The organism is Nocardia sp. 852002-51101_SCH5132738 (assembly GCF_001665695.1).
GTDB classification, from domain to species: Bacteria; Actinomycetota; Actinomycetes; order Mycobacteriales; family Mycobacteriaceae; genus Nocardia; species Nocardia nova.
On record NZ_LZML01000018.1, the window covers coordinates 32,881 to 49,794 of the forward strand.

18 protein-coding genes are annotated in these 16,914 nt (G+C 68.7%); 7 read left to right on the forward strand and 11 right to left on the reverse strand.

The window, feature by feature from the left end; translation table 11 throughout:
• The 3 genes from A5789_RS01930 (at position 1) to A5789_RS01940 (ending at position 2,226) form a co-directional block, all read left to right on the forward strand.
• Positions 1-789 carry an enoyl-CoA hydratase gene (locus A5789_RS01930; RefSeq protein ID WP_064905401.1) on the forward strand — a complete coding sequence of 263 codons (789 nt, stop codon included), beginning with the start codon at positions 1-3 and terminating at the stop codon, positions 787-789.
• An 11-nt stretch (positions 790-800) separates the two neighbouring features.
• Positions 801-1,319 carry a hypothetical protein gene (locus A5789_RS01935; protein ID WP_064905399.1) on the forward strand — a complete coding sequence of 173 codons (519 nt, stop codon included), beginning with the start codon at positions 801-803 and terminating at the stop codon, positions 1,317-1,319.
• Positions 1,320-1,506: 187 nt separating this feature from the next.
• Entirely contained in the window at positions 1,507-2,226 is a 720-nt protein-coding gene (locus A5789_RS01940) for a 3'(2'),5'-bisphosphate nucleotidase CysQ (protein ID WP_064922676.1), read from the forward strand.
• A gap of 64 nt (positions 2,227-2,290) precedes the next feature.
• Here the strand turns inward: A5789_RS01940 and A5789_RS01945 are convergent, their stop codons facing one another.
• The 11 genes from A5789_RS01945 to A5789_RS01995 all read right to left on the reverse strand — a co-directional run bounded on the left by A5789_RS01945 (position 2,291) and on the right by A5789_RS01995 (position 13,034).
• Entirely contained in the window at positions 2,291-3,664 is a 1,374-nt protein-coding gene (locus A5789_RS01945) for a DUF4153 domain-containing protein (RefSeq protein ID WP_227462645.1), read from the reverse strand.
• A 514-nt stretch (positions 3,665-4,178) separates the two neighbouring features.
• A complete protein-coding gene (locus tag A5789_RS01950; protein ID WP_197516536.1) occupies positions 4,179-5,201 on the reverse strand; it encodes an ATP-binding protein in 1,023 nt (340 codons plus the stop codon).
• A 56-nt stretch (positions 5,202-5,257) separates the two neighbouring features.
• The gene (locus tag A5789_RS01955) at positions 5,258-5,959 is read right to left on the reverse strand and encodes a response regulator transcription factor (protein ID WP_064905395.1); all 702 of its coding nucleotides are present in this window, start codon (positions 5,957-5,959) and stop codon (positions 5,258-5,260) included.
• A gap of 82 nt (positions 5,960-6,041) precedes the next feature.
• Positions 6,042-6,845, reverse strand: a complete 804-nt coding sequence (locus A5789_RS01960; protein WP_064905455.1) for an inositol monophosphatase family protein — start codon at positions 6,843-6,845, stop codon at positions 6,042-6,044.
• 176 nt (positions 6,846-7,021) lie between these two features.
• Entirely contained in the window at positions 7,022-7,999 is a 978-nt protein-coding gene (locus A5789_RS01965; RefSeq protein ID WP_227462646.1) for an acyl-CoA dehydrogenase family protein, read from the reverse strand.
• 135 nt (positions 8,000-8,134) lie between these two features.
• Positions 8,135-9,232, reverse strand: coding sequence for an acyl-CoA dehydrogenase family protein (locus tag A5789_RS01970; RefSeq protein WP_064905393.1), 1,098 nt, complete (start codon positions 9,230-9,232; stop codon positions 8,135-8,137).
• A 54-nt stretch (positions 9,233-9,286) separates the two neighbouring features.
• Positions 9,287-9,703 carry a nuclear transport factor 2 family protein gene (locus A5789_RS01975; RefSeq protein WP_064905391.1) on the reverse strand — a complete coding sequence of 139 codons (417 nt, stop codon included), beginning with the start codon at positions 9,701-9,703 and terminating at the stop codon, positions 9,287-9,289.
• Positions 9,690-10,901, reverse strand: coding sequence for an amidohydrolase family protein (locus A5789_RS01980; protein WP_064905389.1), 1,212 nt, complete (start codon positions 10,899-10,901; stop codon positions 9,690-9,692). The genes A5789_RS01975 and A5789_RS01980 overlap by 14 nt, the downstream gene beginning before the upstream one ends.
• Before the next feature lie 4 nt (positions 10,902-10,905).
• Positions 10,906-11,247, reverse strand: a complete 342-nt coding sequence (locus tag A5789_RS01985; protein ID WP_063011771.1) for a hypothetical protein — start codon at positions 11,245-11,247, stop codon at positions 10,906-10,908.
• A complete protein-coding gene (locus A5789_RS01990) occupies positions 11,234-12,499 on the reverse strand; it encodes an aromatic ring-hydroxylating dioxygenase subunit alpha (RefSeq protein WP_030516359.1) in 1,266 nt (421 codons plus the stop codon). Before A5789_RS01990 ends, A5789_RS01985 begins: the two co-directional genes overlap by 14 nt.
• A gap of 4 nt (positions 12,500-12,503) precedes the next feature.
• Entirely contained in the window at positions 12,504-13,034 is a 531-nt protein-coding gene (locus tag A5789_RS01995; RefSeq protein ID WP_063011773.1) for a carboxymuconolactone decarboxylase family protein, read from the reverse strand.
• A gap of 294 nt (positions 13,035-13,328) precedes the next feature.
• Here A5789_RS01995 and A5789_RS02000 point away from each other — a divergent pair, with 294 nt between their 5' ends.
• From A5789_RS02000 to A5789_RS02015, 4 genes are read left to right on the forward strand one after another with little or no spacing between them, the layout of a single operon-like run.
• A complete protein-coding gene (locus A5789_RS02000) occupies positions 13,329-13,634 on the forward strand; it encodes a hypothetical protein (RefSeq protein WP_064905387.1) in 306 nt (101 codons plus the stop codon).
• Between the two features lie 31 nt (positions 13,635-13,665).
• On the forward strand, positions 13,666-14,844 hold the full coding sequence (locus tag A5789_RS02005) for an acyl-CoA dehydrogenase family protein (RefSeq protein WP_064905386.1): 1,179 nt from the start codon (positions 13,666-13,668) through the stop codon (positions 14,842-14,844).
• The gene (locus A5789_RS02010; RefSeq protein ID WP_064905384.1) at positions 14,844-15,608 is read left to right on the forward strand and encodes an SDR family NAD(P)-dependent oxidoreductase; all 765 of its coding nucleotides are present in this window, start codon (positions 14,844-14,846) and stop codon (positions 15,606-15,608) included. Before A5789_RS02005 ends, A5789_RS02010 begins: the two co-directional genes overlap by 1 nt.
• Positions 15,608-16,852 carry a CaiB/BaiF CoA-transferase family protein gene (locus tag A5789_RS02015; protein ID WP_064905453.1) on the forward strand — a complete coding sequence of 415 codons (1,245 nt, stop codon included), beginning with the start codon at positions 15,608-15,610 and terminating at the stop codon, positions 16,850-16,852. The genes A5789_RS02010 and A5789_RS02015 overlap by 1 nt, the downstream gene beginning before the upstream one ends.
• Positions 16,853-16,914 lie beyond the last annotated feature (62 nt).

Consider the following 16,914-nt stretch of genomic DNA (forward strand, 5'->3'; position numbering starts at 1 on the left):
ATGTCGTACATCGAATACGAGGTCGCCGACAAGATCGCGACCATCTCACTCAACCGCCCGGAGGCAGCCAACGCCCAGAACGGCGAACTACTGGAAGAACTGGATGCCGCCTGGCAGAAGGCCGGCGCCGACGACGATGTCGCGGTGATCGTGTTGCGCGCCAACGGGAAACACTTCTCCGCCGGACACGATCTCAAGGACCGCTCGTGGCCGGACCCGTCGACGGTCACCCTCGAACGCATCTACGCCATCGAATCGAGAAAGTACCTCGAATTCTCGCTGCGCTGGCGCAACATCCCGAAGCCGTCCATCGCCGCGGTGCAGGGCCGCTGCATCGCGGGTGGGCTGCTGCTGTGCTGGCCGTGCGATCTGATCGTCGCCGCCGAGGACGCACAGTTCTCCGATCCGGTGGTGATGATGGGCATCGGCGGCGTCGAATACCACGGGCACACGTGGGAATTGGGCCCGCGCAAGGCCAAGGAGATCCTGTTCACCGGGCGGGCGGTCACCGCGCGGGAGGCCGAACAGATCGGCATGGTCAACAGTGTCGTGCCCCGTGCCGACCTCGACGCCCGCACCCGCGCACTGGCCGAACGCATCGCCGCGATGCCGCCGTTCGGTCTGCGCCAGGCCAAGCGCGCGGTCAACCAGACCCTCGATGTGCAGGGCTTCTACGCGGCCATCCAGTCGGTGTTCGACGTGCACCAGACCGGGCACGGTAATGCGCTGAGCGTCAACGGTTATCCGATTCTGGTCAACCTGGACGAGATGAAACAGAAGATCGAGTGAAGGGTATATCCATGCGCAACAAGATGATTCGCGGCGCGGCGAGTCTGTGCGGCATCGCGGTGATCGCAGCGGCGACCGTCACCGGCTGTAGCGACGACAAGTCCGACAACAGCGCCTCGACCACCACGGCCGCGGCGGCGACCACCTCGGCGGCGGCGCCCGCCGCCGGATCGTCGGCGGCCGACCCGGCGACCACCAAGGCCGTCACCGACTCCTACGTGCTGTTCTTCGACGCCAAACAGCCCGCCGACAAACGCGCGGCCGCGGTGGAGAAGGGCGACGTGTTCGCGCCGGTGCTGGCCGCCCAGGCGAACAACCCGCAGGCGCAGGGCACCTCCGCCACCGTCTCGAAGGTCGTCACGGTCGACGCCGGCCATGCCGATGTCACCTACACGCTGCTCATGGGCGGCAATCCGGTGCTGCCGGATCAGTCCGGGCAGGCCGTGCAGGAGAACGGGCAGTGGAAGGTCGCCGCCTCCACCTTCTGCGCTCTGCTGAAGTTGCAGGGCGGCACCGCACCCGCCTGCTGAGCGGCTGCTCCGGCCCCCTGATCGACCCGCAGCGACAGGGGGCACGCCACCGCGGCCGCACCGGCTGGCACACTGCAAGGGTCCCGCCGATCGCCGCGGGGCGATGCGAGCGCCGGCCGAACGCCGGCGCGCCAGGTGCGCCCGGTCGGCGTCGGTTCGCCGTCCGGCGGGAGAGTGAGAACCGAATATGGACGACCACGCGGTGGCCGCCGAGCTCGCCCGGGAAGCCGGTGAGCTCCTGCTCGAGATTCGTGACCAGGGTGGTGCGGTCGGGGACCGGCGTTCCGACGAACTGCTGCTGAAGCGGCTCGCGGAGCTGCGCCCCGACGACGCGGTCCTGTCGGAGGAGAGCACCGACGATCCGATTCGCCTGTCCCGCAGCCGGGTGTGGATCGTCGACCCGCTCGACGGCACCCGCGAATACGGGCAGCCCCCGCGAGCGGATTGGGCCGTGCACGTGGCGCTGGCGGTGGACGGCCGCGCCGAGATCGGCGCCGTCGCGCTTCCGGTGCCCGGGCTGGTGCTGGAAACCGGTGCGCCGCCGGTACTCCCGCCCGCCCACGACGGCCCGCCGCGCATCGTCGTCTCCCGCAGTCGCCCACCCGCCTGCGTGCACCATCTCACCGCCGCGCTCGGCGCCGAGACCATCCCGATGGGTTCGGCCGGCGCCAAAGCCATGGCGGTCGTACGCGGCGAAGCCGACATCTACGCCCACTCCGGCGGGCAGTACGAATGGGACTCCTGCGCCCCCGTCGCGGTGGCCGCCGCCGCGGGCCTGCACACCTCGCGCCTGGACGGCTCGCCGCTCATCTACAACCAGCCCAATCCCTACCTCCCGGATCTGCTCATCTGCCGTCCGGAACTGGCGGACGAAGTCCTGGAAGCCTTGCGGGACTTCGGGATCTGAGTGGTGGCGGCCCGGCGCTACATGCCGTCCGGCCGGGGCCGCCGGCACTGCGTGATGTTCGCGGTCATTCACCCGCGCGCATCCGGGCCAGGTTCCAGCTGTTCCAGGTCTCGTCGTCTTCTCGGTGCGTGAGCCGCTGCCTCAGGTCGAGGCGGATCGGTCCCGGGAGGCGGTCGAGGACGGGGACGATATCGGCCGACAGCCCCGACAGATAGTCCGCGTCGAGGTCTGCACCGCGCTGCCAGCGATCGATGTTCTCCGAAGCGACCAGCGCCTCGGGATTCGCGACGGCGAGCATCAGCAGCGCGGCCACCGCGGTCGCGAGGGTGGTGCGCGGCAGCCACGCCGTTTCCAGGCGCAGGACCGCGACGACCACCAGCAGGTACACGACGCCGAGCCAGAGTTCGCAGGTTCCGACCAGCAGACGCAGCACGGTGAATCCGTATGCCTGCTGATAGGTCCACATGCGACCGAACGCGGAGGCGATGATCACCAGGGTGAGCCCGCTGATCGTGCAGAGCAGGCCGCGCAACCAGAGGCGGTCGGCCGCCGAATCCCTGGCGGCCCGGTGCAGGACGGGCAGGATGACGGCGAGTGTGAGCAGGGTGACCGCGGCCAGTTGCCAGAATCCACTGCGCGCGTAGTCGGCGTAGGTCAGCCCGGCGGTGCGCTGCACATAGTCGTCGCCACCGAACAGGGCCACCAGCTGCGCGCCGAGGAACGATGCGAACAACACGGTCAGCGCCCCGACCGGCAGCGCCCATTCCGGTCGTGCCAGCGTGTGTTTCGCGCGTGTGCTCCCCGCGTCGGCAGGAGCCGGGGGCCCGGCGAGCACGTACAGCGCGCCGAGAGTTGTCGTACCGGTGAGCAGGAACAGCACGATCCATCGAGTGGTGGTGGGGGCGTCCATGCGCGGCACCAGCCCCGTGACGATGGCGGCGAACGTGGCGTCGGCACCGGCGAGCAGCGGCACGAACACCGCCAGCAACGCCACCGTCGCGGCCACGGACGCACCGAGTCGCCAGTGCCGGGCTCCGGTGCTGCCGCGCAACCTTCCCTGCGCCGCGTACACCCAGGCGAGGGCGCCGGCCGATGCCAGCGGGACCGCGATCGCATCGTGGAACACCCCCCGCGCCGAGGGCCGGCCGACCACGGCGAGCGATCCGCAGACGGCCGCCGCGATCAGGCAGAGGACGAACAACCACCCCGCGGCCCGAAAGGTGCCGACCGCGAGCAGTGCGAGTGCGGCGGCCGCCCACCAGCGGCTCGGGCGGTGCCGGCGCTCGGTGGGTATTTCCGCGCGGTCCGCGGCGCGACGATGGACGGTACCGATCGCGACGGCGATGGCGAAACCCGCTAGCAGCCAGCCGATTCCGGGCCGATCCACCGGCACGGTGGCTGCCGCGACCAGACCTGCCACTCCCGCGGCGGGGAGCACGCCCGCTGGGTAGGCGACCCATCGCCCACGGGGCGCGACGGGAGGCGCGGACGGGGAGCCCCAGCGAGGCGGGTCGGCGACCACAGCTGTGGCGGTACCGGCATTCCGCGACCACACCGGCGCCTCGGTGTGCCCGGCTGGTGCCGAGCCGCCGGCGGTGGAGATATCGTGCGACGCGGCGCCCGGAGTTTCGCCGGAGCCGTTCGGGACCGAAGCGTCCGCGGCTGAACCCGTCTCCGGGGCAGCCGGTTTGGCTGAGGCCGGAGGAGATGCCGGTGCCGGTTTCAGCTGACGATCCGGCCCCGTGGTGTCGTCTCGGTCCGGTGGAATGTCCGGTCGATTCGGTTCCGAATGGGCGTCGGCGCACAGCGGACGATCGCGACCGGCGGAGTCCGCCGGTTCCGGTGATCGCGTGCGGTCGGGGGTGGATTCTTCGGGCACGGCCGGTCCTCCTGAGGGTGTGGGGTATCGGCCCGGGACCGAATCGGTCTGCCGGGCTGTGAGTTTCGGGCTGTCAGTGGTGGTGCGGCGCGGTGGCCGGGAGTATCACGCGGATCCGTGAGCCGGGTTCGGCGACCGCGATGGAGCCGTGGTGCAGGTCGACCACCCAGCGGGCGATGGCGAGACCGAGTCCGGTGCCGCCGCCGTCGGTGCTGCCGCCGCGGGTGAAGCGGTCGAAGATGCGCTCGCGTTGCGCGGGAGGAATGCCGGGCCCGTCGTCCTCGACATCGATGACCAGGTGCTCGCCCGCGATGTGGGCGAGCAGGCGGACTTCGCCGCCGGCGGGGCCGTGCCGGGCGGCGTTGTCCAGCAGGTTCAGCAACACCTGGTGCAGGCGGGCGCGGTCGGCGTACACGGTGGCGGTGGCGGGATCGATCGTGCTGCGGAAGTGGATACCGCGGCCCAGCGCCGCGGTCATGACCTCCGCCTCGGCGGTCACCGTCGCGAAAGTCGGTGCGATATCGAATTGTTCGCGGTCGAGCGGGATCGCTCCGGCCTCGATGCTGGACAGATCGAGGAGCTCGGAGACGAGGCGCCCGAGCCGTTCGGTCTGTGCCAGTGCGGTTTCCAGTGTTTTCGGATCGGGCTCGGATACGCCGTCCACGAGGTTCTCCAGGACCGCGTGCAAGGCGGTGATCGGGGTGCGCAACTCGTGCGAGACATTGGCGATCAGTTCGCGGCGCTGCCGGTCGGCGGCGGCGAGGTCGGTCGCCATCCGATTGAACGCTTCGGCCAGTTGTCCCACCTCGTCGCGGGAGGACGCGCGCACCCGGCTGGTGTAGTCGCCGTGTGCCATGCGTTGCGCGGCGGCGGTCATCTCCCGGAGCGGCGTGGTGATGCCGTGCGCCAGGAATTGGGACGACACCAGGGCGATGAGCATCGCGGTCAGTGTGGTCATCGGCGGCAGCCAGCCGATCCGTTGACTGAACCAGGCGAAGGCGAGCCCACCCGAGAAGGTCATCAGGACGGCCAGTTTGAGTTTGATGGATCGGATTCGATCCAGCGGCCGCGGTAGCCGATCCGACAGCTGCGTCACCAGGCTCGCGGCCCGGAGATCGGCACGCTCGCCGGCGTCGAGGTCGGCGCGCGCGCTCATCGGATCTCCAGGGCATAGCCGACGCCGTGGACGGTGCGGATCAGGTCGGCGCCGAGTTTGCGTCGCAACGCCTTGATGTGACTGTCGACGGCCCGGGTACCGGCCGCATCCGCCCAGTCCCAGACCTCTTCGAGGAGCCGCTCCCGGGCGAGCACCGCGCGGGGACGCCGGGCGAGACGGGCCAGCAGATCGAATTCCAGCGGAGTGAGCTGGGCTTCGACCCCGCCGCGCCAGACCCTGCGCTGATCGCTGTCGATGCGCAGATCGCCGACCACGGTGACCGCCCCGCGCTGATCACCGGCGCGTTCGACCCGCCGCAGCAGAGCATGCACGCGCGCGGTGAGCACCCGCAGCGAGAACGGTTTGGTCAGATAGTCGTCCGCGCCCACCCCGAGTCCGATCAGCTGGTCGGTTTCGTCCGTCCGCGCGGTGAGCATCAGCACCGGTATCGAGCGCTCGGCCTGGATCCGCCGGCACACCTCCAGCCCGTCGTAGCCGGGCAACATCACGTCGAGGACGACCAGGTCCGGCTCGAACGTCTCGGCGGCCGCCACCGCCGCGGGACCGTCCGGAGCCGTGGTGACCGTGAACCCTTCGGCCCGCAGCCGAGCCGCCACCGAGTCCGCGATCGTGGACTCGTCGTCCACGACCAGGATCCGCCGCGCTGTCGTGGCCTCCACCGGTGGGTTCTGTTCCATGCTCGGGGAGCCTAGCGAGCTCGTGTGGAGAGAACCGGTATCAGTTGTGGAGATTCTGTGTGGTCGGCGATGCCGAGGGGCGTCAGTCGCGCCGGCTTACGTACGTCAGTAACTCGTTGTGCAGCAATCCGTTCGAGGCCGCCGCATTCCCGCTGAGCGGGTTCGGGTTGCCGTCGAAGCCGGTGAAGGTGCCGCCGGCCTCGGTGACGATGATCGCGTTGGCGGCCATATCGCCCGGCGACAGGCGGGGATCGGCGCAGATGTCGATCGCGCCCTCGGCGAGCATCATGTACGACCAGAATTCGCCGTAGGCCCGGGTGCGCCACGCGTCGCGGGACAGGGTGAGGAAGCTGTCCAGGCGGCCGTCGTCCGCCCAGACGGTGACGGTGGAGTAGGCGAACGAGGCGTCGGTCAGGTTCGAAACGCCGGAAACTCGCAGCCGCGACGCCGAGGTCAAGCTGCGCCCGGTGAAGGCGCCGTGGTCCTTCGCGGCCCACCAGCGGCGGGCGAGTGCGGGCGCGGAGACGACGCCGACGATGGGGCGATATCCGCCTTCGGCAACCTCCAGTAGGGAGATCTGCGTGGCCCACACCGGCACACCGCGCACATAGTTCTCGAGTCCGGTGATGGCGTCGACCACCCAGCAGCGCGGACCGCCGCCCTCCAGTCCGTCACCCGCGCCCAGGACCGCATCGCGCGGGCGGGATCGGCGCAGCTGGCCCCGGACGAGCTTCTCCACGGCGTTCTCGGCGTCGCTCACCGTGGCCATATCCGGTCTCGCCCGGACCGCGAGGTCGAGGCCCTTGAACCGGTCCATATTCACCGCGTCGGCGGAATCGGCGAGAACATGGGCGAACCGGAGATCGTCGTCGAGGTGGTCGTGCACCACTGCAAGCTATCCGCAGCCGATGAACACTGCCACCGCCTCGGGTCGGCTCAGGCCGAACCAGGCGTGCAAACCTCGGGGCATTGCGCGGTTTTCCGCATTATTCGTCGAGGTTTGCACGATCTGTTCGGCCCCGGGCACCGCAAGCGCTGGCGAACGGCGCCGGCCGAAGACACTCACAGCTGCGCGAGCCGCGGAGCGGTGCCGCGCGTGCGCACCCAGACGCCCGCTTCGCGCGTCAGTTCCGCTGCGCTGCCGAGTAATCCGTCGAGGACCAACGCCCGGCGGACGTGCCGGTGAAAGTCGTGTTCGGCGGTGAACCCGATACCGCCCAGGACCTGCTGGCAGTGGCGGGCGGCGATCCGCGCGGCATGGCCGGCGGCGGCCTTGGCCAGCAGCGCGCCGAGATCGGTGTCGGCGGTGGCGAGGGTGGCCTCGGCGCCCTCGATGGCTACCAGGGTTTCGGCCAGGCGGTGCCGGACGGCCTGGTGGGCGGCCAGTGGGCGGCCGAACTGGACCCGGTCGAGGGCGTGGCGGCGCGCGAGATTCAGCATCGCGCGGCTCGTTCCCGCCAGCCACCAGGAGAGCGCGCGGCGGCCCTCGGCCAGCGGAAGCGTCTCGCCGGCGGAAACTCGGCGCAGCGGTAGCTCGGGGTCGAGCATCGGCGGTGCGGAAAAGTGTTGTGCAGCAATCGAATCAGGACCACTGCTCACGGCGCCGGAGTCGCGGTCGGCACCCGTGGCCGACCGGCCTGTCGGGTCCATCGCATCGGGCCGGGAACCGCCCGGCGTGCCGCCGACGATCGGATCGGCCCCGGGATCGACCGCGGTCCGGCTGGGCGCAGCCGGAGCGGATGGAGCTACGCCGGTTCGCTCCCACATGATCCAGCGCCCACCGGTAAAGGGAAGCGCGACCCGGGCAGGCAGGTCGCGGCCGGCGGCGTGCGCGATGACGTCGTTGAGAACGGGAGCATGGGCGCCGGTCTCACCGAGCAGCCGGAATACCAGAGGTATCGCCACTTCCGGAGTTTCGATCAGCAGGTCGAGCCATCCGAAGTCGAGGAGCGCGTCATCCAGCGCATCACCCGTGCTGCCGGTCATGGTGGCGCGCAGGCTGTCGGTCAGCAGTGCGATCTCATCGGCGTCCATGGTCATCCGTTCGAAACTCGTTGCGGTGCGGTGCGCCCGGGGCCGCTGTTCTGTGGCGGCAGGACCGGGACAGGCCTTCGCGGCTTATAGCGAGTTGGGTCCGCACGCGGCAACAACGCGCGGCAGATGAACACCCGCGTCTCATTCCCGCCCCAAATCGAGCAGGCGGCGCGCGATGATATTGCGCTGGATCTCGGCGGTCCCGCCGTAGATCGTGGCCGCCCGAGAATACAGATATTCGGTACGCCATTCCTCGTCGTCGAATTCGACTGCGCCCGGGAGCATGTCGCGCGCGGTGTCGAACAGCTGCTGTTCTGCGGTGGCCAGCAGCACCTTGTCGATCGAGGTCTCCGGACCGAGCCGCTGTCCGTCCGCCAGCCGCCGCTGCGTGGCGTACGAGCGGCAGCGCACGGTGTGCAGCGCGAGATAGGCAGCGCCCAGGGCGGCGTCGTCGCGCAGGTCCGTGTCCGCGATCAGCGCGTCCAATCGCGTGAACAGGTAGGCGATCCGGTGCCAGAAGCAGGTGGACCGCTCGTGCGGCAGCAGATCCATCGCCACCCGCCAGCCGTCCCCGGGCTTGCCCAGCATGCGATCGCCGGGCACGACGATGTCGTCGAAATACACTTCGGCGAATTCGTCGACGCCGTGCATGGTCCGCAGTGGGCGCACGGTGATCCCGGGGGAGTCCATATCGACGAAGAACGCGGTGATGCCCTCGTGGCCCGGCGCGGTGCGGGTCAGCAGGACGCAGCGGGCGGAGTACTGGGCCAAGCTGGTCCAGACCTTCTGGCCGCTGATGATCCACTTGCCGCCGTCGGCAACGGCTTTGGTGCTCAGGGACGCCAAATCGCTACCGGAACCCGGTTCGGAGAACCCCTGGCACCACTGTTCGCGCCCCGACAGCAGCGCGGGCACCATCGCGGCGGCCAGTTCCGGCCGGGCGTAGGAGATCATCGTGGGCGCCAGCACTTCCACCATCGAGTAGATGCCGGGTTCGGCCAGGCCGCGGGTGGCGACTTCCTCACCGAGTACCGCTCGCAGCACCGCGGGCCCGCCGAGCCCGCCGACCTGTTCGGGCCAGCCGTGGCGCATCCAGCCGGCGTCGAAGAGGGCGCGCCGCACCCGGGCCAGCTGGGCCACCTGGCCGTCGAGACTGCGATCCGGGCCCGGCGTGAGATCGTGGTCCGCCAGCCATCGCCGCAGATCGTCCCGAAACGTCGCGATATCCGTGGTACCCATCTCTGCGATTCCCTCGATCACTGTGTGCGAACGTCACTTTCGGGCCGGGGCCGCTCACACGGCAGGGCGGTCGAATGCGTGCGGGATACCGGAATCGTGGTCGCCGCTGCGCCGGATGAAGGTCATTCTGCGGGTTTTGATCCGCCAGCCGTCGACGGTGCGGACATAGGTGTCGCTGTAGTAGCCGATCCGCATGTCGTGGGTGGAGTGCTCGACGAAGCACAACGTCTGCGTGCCGGAGGCGTCGTCGCCGTCGAGTTCGAGCACCGGTGTGCCGGTCAGGAACAGGCCCTTGGGCGCGGCCGCCACGAGCTCCGGGAACACGTCGAGGTTATAGGTGTCGCCGAAGGCACTGTAGGTGCCGTCGGGGGCGAAAACGCTCAACAGCCCCTCGATATCGCCCTTCGTGATGGTGACCGCGTAGCGCGCCAGCAGCTGCTGGATATCGAGCAGATCGTCATTTCTGGACATACACTTTTCCGCCTTTCATCACGAATCGCACATCCTGGGTCACGGTGATGTCGTCCACGGGATTGCCCGGCACACCGATGATGTCGGCCAGCAGGCCGGGCGCGATCCGGCCGCGGTCGTCGGCGTCGATGAGTTCGGCGGCGTTGATCGTGCCGGCGCGCAACACGTCGATCGGTGCCAGTCCGCGTTCGACCAGTGCCACGAGCTCGTCGGCGTTGCGGCCGTGCGGGATGGCGGGCGCGTCGGTGCCGACCGCGATGCGCACCCCGGCGTCGTAGGCGGCCTTGACCGAGAGGCGCGCCTTCGGGAACATCTCCGCGGCCTTGGCCTGCAGCGCAGGATCCGCCTTGGAGACGTCCATGGCGTCGGCCAGGCGGGTGGTCGGTACCAGCCAGGTGCGGGCGGCGACTATCTGCGCGATGGTTTCGTCGTCGATCAGGAAACCGTGTTCGATGCAGTCGATTCCGGCGGCGATGGCGTGCCGGACCGCCTCCGCGCCGTGCGTGTGCGCGGCCACCTTGAGTCCGCGCCGATGCGCCTCGTCCACGATCGCGCGCAGTTCCTCGTCCGAATAGTGTTGTGCGCCAGGTGCTCCGGTGAGCGACATGACGCCACCGGAAACGCAGATCTTGATCAGCTGGGCGCCGTACTTGATCTGGTAGCGCACGGCCCTGCGCACCTCGTCCACGCCGTTGGCGATGCCCTCCTCGATGGTGAGGTGCAGGACGTCGGGCATGAACGCGGAGAACATGGTCGGATCCAGATGGCCGCCGGTGGGGGTGATGGCGTGCCCGGCCGGCACGATCCGCGGACCGTCCACCCACCCCTTGTCGATCGCCCTACCCAGCGCCACATCCAGCAGATAGCCACCGGTTTTGACGAACAGGCCCAGGTTGCGCACCGTGGTGAACCCCGCGCGCAGGGTGCGGCGGGCGTTACCCACCGCCCGCAGCACCCGGGTGGCCGGATCGTCGGTGACGCTGGAGGCCAGCCCGGATTCCCCGCGCCCGCCCATGAGCAGGTTGACTTCCATATCCATCAGACCGGGCAGGAGCACCAGATCGCCGAGATCGGCGACCTCGCCCTCGGGTTCGCCGCCCACGCCGACGATGCGGTCGTCTGCCACCCGGACCACGCCGGGGCGGATGATCTCACCGGAATCGATGTCGAGGACACCGGCGGCCTTCAGCGTCAGCATCGGCTTACACCACCGTCTCGCGCACGAGATTCAGATAGGCCGCACCCGAATCGGGCACCCGCGGCTGCTTCCACACCTCGACCGGGAACGACACCATGATCAGCGACTGCATCAGATGTGTCAGATATCGTGCGTCGTCGGGCATTTCGTCGAGCGGGAACTGGTCCAGATAGTCGAGCGCCTCCTCGAGCCGGGGGAACGCGGCGTCGTAGAACGCTTGCATCTGCGCCATATCGGAGGCGAGCCGTTTGCGATAGCGTTCGGGCTCGGTGTCGATGATCCAGTCGGAGAACTTCTCCAGTTCGGCGAATTCTCCGGGCAGTTTCTTCGTCTCAGACGTTGGCATCGCGGTACTCCTGAACTTTGCGCTGCGCGACATGATGCAGATGCCGCAGCAGGACTTCCTGGTCGTTGAGCGGGAATTCCTTGACGACACTGGTTTCCAGCATCGTCTGGGTGGCCTCCAAGGTGTTGGCGTCCTGCAACGCGTATTCCTTGAACGTCACGCCGGTCAATTCCTGGCGCAGCCGTTCGCGGGCGTTCTTGGGGGGTGTGAAATACAGGTTCGCCTCGAAGATGTGCGTGCGCACCGAGGTCGGCCACCAGTTGTAGGTGAGGAACCAGCCCGGCGCCCACACCAGGATCGCGAAATTGGGGAACACATCGAATTCGTCCACGCCCCAGGCGCGATGGCCGGACGGATTGATCCCGGGGGGCATGGGATCCAGCCCCTCGATATCGGGCCGGTCCCACGGTCCGAACAGGCCCGAGCGGAGCACCCGCTCGATCGGCTTGACCATGTCGAGGTCTTTCGGCGGGGCCATGCCGCCCCACGAGGACACCATGGAATGGGGGGTGTCGATCTGGTAGTGCAGGGCCTCGAAGCCGACGTCGGCCAATTTGTCGGCCTCGTCCTTCACCGCCTGCTTCATATGCAGGATCGGCGCGTGATAGAACTCGGCGAACGCGTCGATGAACAGTTTCCAGTTGCTGCCCACCTCGGCCTTGTAGCTGTAGACCTCGGTGAATTCGTGGAAGGGAAATCCCTCCAGCCCCTTCACCATCGGGCCGAGGTAATCCTGCAGCGGCGGGGCGTCGGGGTCGACATTGACGAAGATGAACCCCTCCCACACCTCGCAGCGCACGTCGGCGAGGCCGTAGTCGGCCTTGTCCATGCCGAAGAATTCCTTCTCCTGCTGAACGAAGGTGCACGTACCGTCGAGGTTGTAGCGCCAGGCGTGGTACTTGCAGGTGAACTGCCGGCAGGTGCCGGAGGTCTCCTCGTTCGGGAAGTCGTCCCACACGAGTTTGTTGCCGCGGTGGCGGCAGATGTTGTGGAAGGCCCGGATCACGTCGTCGGTGCCGCGGACGATGATCAGCGAGGTGCCGATGCAGGCCAGTTCCTTGGTGAAGTAGCTGCCCTTGCGCGGCAGCAGCACATCGCGGCCGACGCACAGCCAGCTCTTGCGGAAGATGGCGTTGCGCTCGTCCTCGTAGAACTGCGGGTCGATCGAATCGGTGTAGTCGACGGTGCCGGTCCCCAGTTCGGGATAGTTCTCGGTCCAGCTTCCGGCGGCTGGTTTGCTGAAGTGCGGCAAGGGATTACCTCTCGTGATCGGGCTGGATGCCGAAGGTGTTGAAGGCCATCGCGACCATGGCGTAGCCGCCGACGGTGAAGACCAGATCCATGCGCTGGCGTTCGTCGAGGTAGTCGCTCAACGCGGCCCAGGTGGTGTCCGACAGCTGCGACTTCTCGTCGAGTTCGTCGACCGCCGCGAGCAGCAGCCGATCGAACTCGCCGGCGAGCCGTCCGTCGCGGATCCCGTCGATGTCGGCGTCGGACAGGCCGGTGGAATCGGCCATCGCGACATGGTGGGCCCATTCGTAGGCGCACTGACGGCGGTGCGCGATGCGCAGGATCGCGATCTCGCGCACGCGTGGCGGCAAGGTGGATCGGAACAGCAGGTAGACGCCGAAGCCGAGATACGCCTCGGCCAGGTCCGGATGTCTGGCAAGAGCCGACATCGCGGGTCCGGCGCCGTCGGGGTTGCGCCGAGCGCGTGGCAGCAGAGCGGCCAGGGCACCGCGGGTCCGATCGTCCCATTGGTCGGCCGGCAGGGGCGGCAGGCGCATCCTCTCCTCCTCTCATTCAGGAGAATGACATTCTCCTCAACGGATCAATAGATTTTCACGTGAGGGGCCGACTCGTCAATGTTCGGCACGAAGTGCGGGAAACTCCCTGCTCAGAAGTGGTCCGCGCGAGGTGTGCGGAGCGTCGGACGGTCGCTGCTGTCGGCGGCGCGGCCTGTTCGTTAGAGCGGCGGGCTGCGAGCGGGAGTCGATCCCGGCGCAGAAGTAGAAGGTTGATTCTCTAAATATGAGAAGATAGTTTTCTAGTCGCACAGTCCAGGAAGAGGAGTCGAGAGCATGGCAGCCCTGCGTCCCGGTGAACAGCTCGCCAGCACCGTCTGCGGCACCAAGGTGGTGGTGGTGCGCGCGCCCGTCGATGCCAGTCCCGTATTGACCTGCGGCGGAAGCCCTCTGGTTCCGGCCGCGAGCGCGCCACCGGCCGCACCCGCCGCGGGAGAACCGGTGACACTGATCGGCAAGCGTTACGTCGACGCGGCCGATTCGGTCGAATTACTGTGTACCAGTTCGGGTTCCGGTGAACTGCGCTGCGACGGAACCCCGATGACGATCAAGGCGGCCAAGGCCCTGCCGGCCTCGGACTGAGGGGTGCGGCGACCGGAGAGCAGGAGTGCGCATGTCCGCCGGAATGACATTCGAACCGACCGAGGATCAGCAGCTGATCCGCTCGGCGGTAGCCGAACTGTGCCGAAAATTCGACGACCGCTACTGGATGCGCAAGGACCAGGACCACGAATTCCCCACGGAGTTCTACCAGGCGATCGCCGCCGGTGGCTGGCTCGGCATCACCATCCCCGAGGAGTACGGCGGCCACGGCCTGGGACTGACCGAGGCGACCATTCTCGCCGAGGAGGTCGCCCGCTCGGGCGGCGGAATGAACGCCGCCACCGCGATTCATCTCTCGATCTTCGGCATGCAGCCGGTGGTCCGCCACGGCTCCGAGGAGCTCAAGCGGCGGACGCTGCCCCGGGTGGCGGCCGGAGACCTGCACGTCTGCTTCGGAGTCACCGAGCCGGGGGCGGGCCTGGACACCAGCCGGATCACGACCTTCGCCCGCCGCGACGGCGACCACTACATCGTCAACGGCCGCAAGGTGTGGATCTCCAAGGCGCTGGAATCGGAGAAGATCCTGCTGCTGACCCGGACCACCGCCTACGACGAGGTGAGGCGCAAAACCGACGGGATGACCCTGTTCCTCACCGATATCGACCGCGCCCACATCGATATCCGCCCGATCGCCAAGATGGGTCGCAACGCCGTCTCCTCCAACGAGGTGTTCATCGACGATCTGCGGGTTCCGGTCGAGGATCGCGTGGGCGAGGAGGGCGAAGGTTTTCGGTATCTGCTCGACGGGCTGAATCCGGAGCGAATGCTCATCGCCGCCGAGGCGCTCGGCATCGGCCGCGTCGCGCTGGACCGGGCGGTCAAATACGCCGGCGAGCGCGTGGTCTTCGACCGGCCGATCGGCATGAATCAGGGCATCCAGTTCCCGCTCGCCGATTCGCTGGCCCATCTGGATGCCGCGGAACTGGTGCTGCGCAAGGCGACCTGGCTCTACGACAACGGTAAACCCTGTGGCCGCGAGGCGAATACGGCCAAATATCTGTGTGCCGACGCCGGCTTCACCGCCGCCGACCGTGCCATGCAGACCCACGGCGGGATGGGATATGCCGAGGAGTACCACGTGGCCCGCTACTTCCGCGAGGCGCGCGTCATGCGCATCGCCCCCGTCAGCCAGGAAATGATCTTGAACTACCTGGGTTCGCACACATTGGGATTGCCGAGGAGCTACTGATGCCGGCACGAGGACTTTTCGATCTGACCGGCCGCGCGGCCATGGTCACCGGCGCCGCGGGCGGCATCGGATCGGCGGTGGCGCAGGCGCTGGCCACCGCCGGCGCCGCGGTACTGGTCACCGATATCGACGCCGCCGCCGCGGCGGCGGTCGCCGACAAGATCGTCGGCGCCGGGGGGCGGGCGGCGAGTTGCGCGCTGGACGTATCCGACCGCGGCGCCGCCGATTCCGCGGCCGAGCAGGGTGCGGCGCTGGCCGGCGGCACACTGCACATCGTGGTCAACAACGCCGGTGTCACGGCGCCCGCGATGTTCGGCGCCACCACCGTGGATTCGATGCGCCGCCTCTACGACATCCACGCGCTGGGCACCTTCAACTGCGCGCAGGCGGCGCTGCCGTATCTGCCCACCGACGGCACCGGGCGCATCATCAATGTCACCTCCTCGGCCGGGTTGACCGGAACCCTGGGGCAGGTGAACTATTCGGCCGCCAAGGCCGCGATCGTGGGCATCACCAAATCGCTGGCTCGCGAGCTGGCCCGCAAGAACATCCTGGTGAACGCGCTGGCCCCGCTGGCGGCCACGCCGATGACGACCACCATCCGCACCGACGAGAAATTCGCCGCGCAGATGCTGAACCGAATTCCGTTGCGGCGCTGGGCCGAACCGGACGAGGTGGCCGGAGCGTTCGTCTTCCTGGCCTCCGACGCCGCCTCCTTCGTCACCGGGCAGGTGCTGCCGGTGGACGGCGGCATGGTGATGTGATGATCATCGATCCGCAGGCGGCGGGCCCGCTCGCCGGGGTCACGGTGGTGGCGCTGGAACAGGCGGTGTCCGCGCCGATGTGCACGCGCACCCTCGCCGATTTCGGGGCGCGGGTGATCAAGGTGGAGAACCCGGACGGCGGTGACTTCGCCCGCTACTACGACGACGTGGTCGAGGGCCAGGCCGCGCATTTCGTGTGGGTCAACCGCGGCAAGGAATCGGTGACCCTCGACCTGAAATCGCCTGCGGGCGTGAAACTCCTGCATCGCCTGCTGGAGCGCGCCGACGTGCTGGTCGCCAATCTGGCACCCGGAGCCCTGGACCGGCTGGGATTGTCCCCGGCGGAGGTGGAGAGCCGGCACCCGGATCTGATCTCGCTGACCATCGACGGATTCGGCGCGGGCGGGCCGCTGTCGCACAAGCGCGCCTACGACCTGCTGGTCCAGGCCGAGGCCGGGGTGTGTGCGGTGACCGGCACGGCCGGCGCGCCCGCCAAACCCGGTCCGCCGGTGGCGGATGTGACCACGGGCCTGTACGCGGCCCTGTCGATCGTGGCCTCGCTGTGCGGGCGGCTGCGGCGCGGGCCGGGCCCGGGCACGGCGATATCGGTGAGCCTGTTCGACACCATGGCCGAGATGATGGGCTATCACCTCACCTACGCCCGGCACAGCGGAATCGACCAGCAGCCGCTCGGCATGAGTTCACCGGCGGTGGCGCCGTACGGCGCCTACCCGACGGCCGACGGGCAGACCGTGGTGCTGGGCACGACGAACGACCGGGAATGGCAGCGGCTGGCCCGCGACATCCTCGAACGCCCGGATCTCGCCGCCGACGACCGCTTCCGCACCAATCCCGGCCGGGTCGCCCATCGCGCCGAGCTCGACGAGGTGATCGGAAGCTGGTGTGCGCGACACGATCTGGCCGACATCCAAGCGTCCGCCGACGCCGCCGGAATCGGCAACGCGCGCTACAACCGGCCCAGCGAGGTCCTGGCCCACCCGCAACTGTCCGAACGCGACCGCTGGCGCGGTATCGACACCCCGAACGGGCCGATCCCGTCCCTGCTGCCCCCGGCCGTGATCGAGGGCTACCAGCCGCCGATGGGCGCGGTGCCCGGTCTGGGGGAGCACACCGATGCGGTGCTGGCCGAAATCGGCTGCAGCGCAGACGAGATCGCTCGATGGCGGGCGGCCGGCGTAATCGGCTCCCGCGACGCGGGGGTGGCTGCCGCTCATGTGCGCTGACACGATCGCCGACCGAAACGCCGGGTCCGCGCGTTCGACGCCGCGCACATCGTCGTGCCCGC

Excerpts from the sequence above, each read along its gene's own strand:
- A5789_RS01930 (WP_064905401.1), top strand. The coding sequence starts at position 1 with ATGTCGTACATCGAATACGAGGTCGCCGACAAGATCGCGACCATCTCA.
- A5789_RS01935 (WP_064905399.1), top strand. The coding sequence starts at position 801 with ATGCGCAACAAGATGATTCGCGGCGCGGCGAGTCTGTGCGGCATCGCG.
- A5789_RS01940 (WP_064922676.1), top strand. The coding sequence starts at position 1,507 with ATGGACGACCACGCGGTGGCCGCCGAGCTCGCCCGGGAAGCCGGTGAG.
- A5789_RS01955 (WP_064905395.1), bottom strand. The coding sequence starts at position 5,959 with ATGGAACAGAACCCACCGGTGGAGGCCACGACAGCGCGGCGGATCCTG.
- A5789_RS01965 (WP_227462646.1), bottom strand. The coding sequence starts at position 7,999 with ATGACCATGGACGCCGATGAGATCGCACTGCTGACCGACAGCCTGCGC.
- A5789_RS01970 (WP_064905393.1), bottom strand. The coding sequence starts at position 9,232 with ATGGGTACCACGGATATCGCGACGTTTCGGGACGATCTGCGGCGATGG.
- A5789_RS01975 (WP_064905391.1), bottom strand. The coding sequence starts at position 9,703 with ATGTCCAGAAATGACGATCTGCTCGATATCCAGCAGCTGCTGGCGCGC.
- A5789_RS01980 (WP_064905389.1), bottom strand. The coding sequence starts at position 10,901 with ATGCTGACGCTGAAGGCCGCCGGTGTCCTCGACATCGATTCCGGTGAG.
- A5789_RS01985 (WP_063011771.1), bottom strand. The coding sequence starts at position 11,247 with ATGCCAACGTCTGAGACGAAGAAACTGCCCGGAGAATTCGCCGAACTG.
- A5789_RS01995 (WP_063011773.1), bottom strand. The coding sequence starts at position 13,034 with ATGCGCCTGCCGCCCCTGCCGGCCGACCAATGGGACGATCGGACCCGC.
- A5789_RS02000 (WP_064905387.1), top strand. The coding sequence starts at position 13,329 with ATGGCAGCCCTGCGTCCCGGTGAACAGCTCGCCAGCACCGTCTGCGGC.
- A5789_RS02005 (WP_064905386.1), top strand. The coding sequence starts at position 13,666 with ATGTCCGCCGGAATGACATTCGAACCGACCGAGGATCAGCAGCTGATC.
- A5789_RS02010 (WP_064905384.1), top strand. The coding sequence starts at position 14,844 with ATGCCGGCACGAGGACTTTTCGATCTGACCGGCCGCGCGGCCATGGTC.
- A5789_RS02015 (WP_064905453.1), top strand. The coding sequence starts at position 15,608 with ATGATCATCGATCCGCAGGCGGCGGGCCCGCTCGCCGGGGTCACGGTG.